The sequence below is a fragment of the Microcystis sp. LE19-41.2A genome (assembly GCF_027530405.1).
Classification (GTDB): Bacteria; Cyanobacteriota; Cyanobacteriia; order Cyanobacteriales; family Microcystaceae; genus Microcystis; species Microcystis aeruginosa.
In genome coordinates this window covers 1-4,030 of the sequence record NZ_JAPZQJ010000404.1, presented here as the reverse complement: position 1 = coordinate 4,030, position 4,030 = coordinate 1, and the positions used below count along the sequence as shown (strand labels likewise).

Genomic DNA, 4,030 nt, shown 5'->3' with positions numbered 1-4,030 from the left:
CACACAGAAATTTACGCTTGGGGAGTAGTCTTTAAGAGTGCTTACCTTGTAGGTGTAGTCGGACTAGACATGAAACTGTAAGACCAAAATTAGCTTTGCTAGTAGCGGCAAGATTCAGCCCAAGAATCTCCGCACTTTTAGGGCGGAGAGTGTCAAGTAATCAGTAAAGCTATCGTTGCCGAGGCAAAATTAACTAACTCGATTATCGCTATTGAAGACCTAACCGGTATTCGAGAGAGAACCAACCAACAACCACGAAATAAGACCGAGAGAAGACGGTCTAACTCTTGGGCTTTCTATCAACTTCGACAATTTCTCGAATACAAAGGCATTAAAGAAGGAGTTGAGGTTATCGCGGTTAATCCACGATATACCTCTCAAACCTGTCATTGTTGCCTACATATCGGAATTAGAAGCGGAAAATCGTTTAAGTGTAGCAATAAGACTTGTGGTTGGATTGGTGACGCAGACGCGAACGGTAGCAAGATGATTAGACTTTTGGGGCTGAGTGTAATCCAGCCCAGAGAGCCGAATTTATTGGCTTGCCCGATAAGTTTAGGGTTACAGAAAGCTCCCGTTAAGCTGACGCTTTAACGGGAGTAGATTACTAAGGACTCTCCAGAGTTGAGGTACAGCTAACCGTGCGAATTCCTCTCGACTACTACAGGATATTGGGAATCCCCTTTCAGGTGAGTGCCGAGCAGATTGATTTGGCCCACGCCGACCGGGGACGGCAATTGCCACGTCAAGAATACAGTCAAACAGCGATCATTGCCCGTCAGCACTTGTTAGATGAAGCTTACCAAGTGTTAAGTGCTGCGGATCGCCGTCGTGATTATGATGCTCAATTTTTTGACCCCAATCCCCTGCTTCTCAACCCAGAAAGCAGTGCCGAAAACCTAGATTCTCAGGGTGGGGAGGTGGCCGCCGCTTCTCCAGAATATCCCACTCCCCAGATTACCATTGCCCCCGCCGATCTGGTGGGAGCTTTGCTCATCCTGCAAGAGTTGGGAGAATACGAGTTAGTGATTCGTTTGGCCGAAACTTATCTAGATTTAGAGCCAACTACTCGCCCAGACATGATCTTAACCTTGGCTTTGGCCTACGGGGAATTAAGTCGGGAATATTGGCAGGATAAAAATTATGAACAGGCGGCCAGCACCGCAGCCAAGGCCCTGACTTGGTTGGAACAAGAACAAATGTTCCCGCAAGTGGCCAGCGAGATCCGCCATGATTGCGATCGCCTGCGTCCCTACCGGATTCTGGAATTGTTATCCCAGGAAAAAAAACCTAGTCTTGCCCGTCAGCGCGGCTTGAATCTCTTGGAAGAGATGTTAGAAGCTCGCGGCGGCATCGATGGCCAGGGCGACGATCGCTCTGGGTTGGGGGTGGATAATTTTTTACGCTTTATTCAACAGTTACGGGTTTATTTAACTCAGGCCGAACAGGAAAAAATCTGGGCAAAAGAGGCACAACGCCCCTCGTCGGTGGGTAATTATCTGTTGGTTTATGCCTTGATTGCCCGCGGTTTCGCCCAAAAACAACCCGCCGCTATCGTTGCGGCCAGCGCTCGCTTGCAGCAATTACAAAAACATCAGGATGTCTCCCTCGAGCGATCGATCTGCGCCCTACTGCTCGGTCAAACCGAACAAGCAATCACAATTTTAGAAAAAAGTCAAGAGCAAGAAATATTAAATTATATTAAGGAACAATCCGGGCAATCTCCCGATCTCTTACCTGGGTTATGTCGTTACGGTGAGCGTTGGTTACAAACAGAAGTTTTCTGCCATTTTAGTGATTTGGTTGAGCGGAAAGCCTCACTAAAAGAGTATTTTGCCGAGGAAGAGGTACAAAATTATTTAGAAGAATTGTCAGGTTTTCCTGACGAAAAAGTTCCCGTGTCGGTTCAAGAAAAGGTTGGCGAACCTTTAGAATCGGAAGTAACTGTTCTCAAAACCCACACCCCCCCCACCCATTTAAACCCAGTGCCAGGAGCGACACCGATGAGGGAATCTGCTTATTCTTCCCACTCTCGTCCCCAAAAACCGTCTTTAGCTAGAGCTAACGGTGAGCGGACAAGCTCTGCTGTACCTGCCCTGAGAGCCACTGCTCAGGAGGAAACTTTCACCCCCTATACTCAGGGCAGTGTGGTGGTGACAGCAGCCTATCGTCAACCGGCACTTAATCCCCTCCGTCGTCGTCCCCGTCGCTCGCGTACCCCAGCAGCGGGTAACTCCGGGCCGGCAGCCCCAGAAACGGTAAAAACTGCCCTAGTCCCACCGAAACGGAGACGACCGGCCCGCAGAAAACTACGACTCGATCGAGTGGCAATATTGGGGGTAGGATTAGTGGGAACGCTCGCAGTTTTGTCCTTGGGGGTAAAGGCAATTGTCGATAGTCAATCTCCTTTGGCAGCCTTGCAAGGGGAACAGTTACCGATTTCTTTAAATACTCCCATACTAGAAATTCCTTCGGCTAACGCGGAGGTTATGGAAGGGAATCCCTTAGATAAGGAAACGGCCAAGGAGACGATTCAAGCTTGGTTAGCAGCAAAATCGGCTGCTTTTGGCAGTGAACACCAAAAAGAGCAATTGAAAGAGGTTTTAACGGGTTCAGCTTTGGAAATTTGGCAAAAACGGGCGGCGGCTTTACAGGGAAATAACTATTGGCGCTACGATCATCAAGTGGATGTGCGATCGGTCACTAATAATGCGAAAAATCCTAATTTAGCCACGGTGGAAGCGACAGTCAACGAAAAGGCCATGTATTTCGATAATGGCAAGGAAATTGTCAATCGTTCCTATAATGAGTCCTTGAACCTGCGCTATGATTTGGTACGGCAAGGAGATAAATGGTTGATCGAAAAAACCCAACTCTTACCCTGATTTTTCCCGATTAAATCCCCAAAAACTAGGCTTTAGGCTGCCCGCACATCCAATTAAGAGTGCATGGCAGCCTTTTCAGTGGGAAGTGGGGAAGTGGGGAAGTGGGGAGAAGGGAGCAGGGAGAAAAAAGCTGATAACTGATAACTGATAACTGATAACTGATAACTGATAACTGATAACTGATAACTGATAACTGATAACTGATAACTGATAACTGAAGACCGACTCCTGCAAAGGCAAACTTTGTACCTCACCATTAAGATAACTTCTATATCTTTAGACTGATAAATGCTCGATTCGCTTAATATTTTTTAACATAAAATATGCTCTTTGATTGCTGTAATTAGTTCCCTAGAAGTCAAGCTAATGAGTTATGATACTAGGTAGGAATCCATAGTTCTTAGAGGAGGAAAGCGGGGCAATCTCAATGTTTTGCCCACCGACAAGACCATGATTTTGATGTTTTAAAAATCTCGCATAAGTCTTTAAGAACTTTTAAAATCAGCATTCACACAGGAGGGATATTATGACAGGTAAGAGTAAACGCGGTTTTGCCTCTATGGATCAAGCTAAACAACGGGAAATCGCTAGTAAAGGTGGTAAAGCTGCTCATCAAAAAGGTACAGCCCACGAATTTACCTCCGAAGAGGCTCGCGAAGCGGGACGAAAAGGTGGTGAAGCGGTTAGCCGAGATCGCGCCCACATGGCAGCTATCGGACGGGAAGGGGGCAAAAATTCCCACAAAGGCAGTGGCAAAAACTCAAACTCCGAGGAAAATTACCCGGCCAACGAGTCTATAGGTGAAAACTACTCAGATTTTAGCAACTCGGAGGCAAATAGTTAACTTTGGTTGACCTTTTCTCGGACTAAGAGGGTGTTGGGTGTTGGGTGTTGGGGTTTTAGGGTGTTGGGGTTTTAGGATTTTAGTTGAATTCCCCCATTCCCCCATTCCCCCATTCCCCCATTCCCCTATCCCCGTTAACGAAGGCAGGAGGCAGAAGGCAGAAGGCAGAAGGCAGAAGGCAGAAGGCAGAAGGCAGCTTTTATTTATTATCCCCACACCCCACACCCCACACCCCACACCCCACACCCCACACCCCACACCCCACACCCCACACCCCACACCCCACACCCCACACCCCACA

General features: G+C 47.6%; 2 protein-coding genes and 2 pseudogenes. All 4 read left to right on the top strand.

Annotated elements, in window-relative coordinates; all coding sequences use genetic code 11:
* Window positions 1–156 precede the first annotated feature (156 nt).
* A pseudogene (locus tag O9290_RS16475) lies at window positions 157–594 on the top strand (RNA-guided endonuclease TnpB family protein); the annotation flags it as partial.
* Between the two features lie 47 nt (window positions 595–641).
* The gene (locus O9290_RS16470; RefSeq protein WP_288057625.1) at window positions 642–2,885 is read left to right on the top strand and encodes an IMS domain-containing protein; all 2,244 of its coding nucleotides are present in this window, start codon (window positions 642–644) and stop codon (window positions 2,883–2,885) included.
* A 526-nt stretch (window positions 2,886–3,411) separates the two neighbouring features.
* On the top strand, window positions 3,412–3,729 hold the full coding sequence (locus tag O9290_RS16465) for a KGG domain-containing protein (RefSeq protein WP_190718232.1): 318 nt from the start codon (window positions 3,412–3,414) through the stop codon (window positions 3,727–3,729).
* Window positions 3,730–3,812: 83 nt separating this feature from the next.
* Window positions 3,813–4,030: pseudogene (locus O9290_RS16460) on the top strand (hypothetical protein); the annotation flags it as partial.

What these genes read in the sequence shown, in the direction of transcription:
- O9290_RS16465 (WP_190718232.1), top strand. Translation starts at nt 3,412, where the DNA reads ATGACAGGTAAGAGTAAACGCGGTTTTGCCTCTATGGATCAAGCTAAA.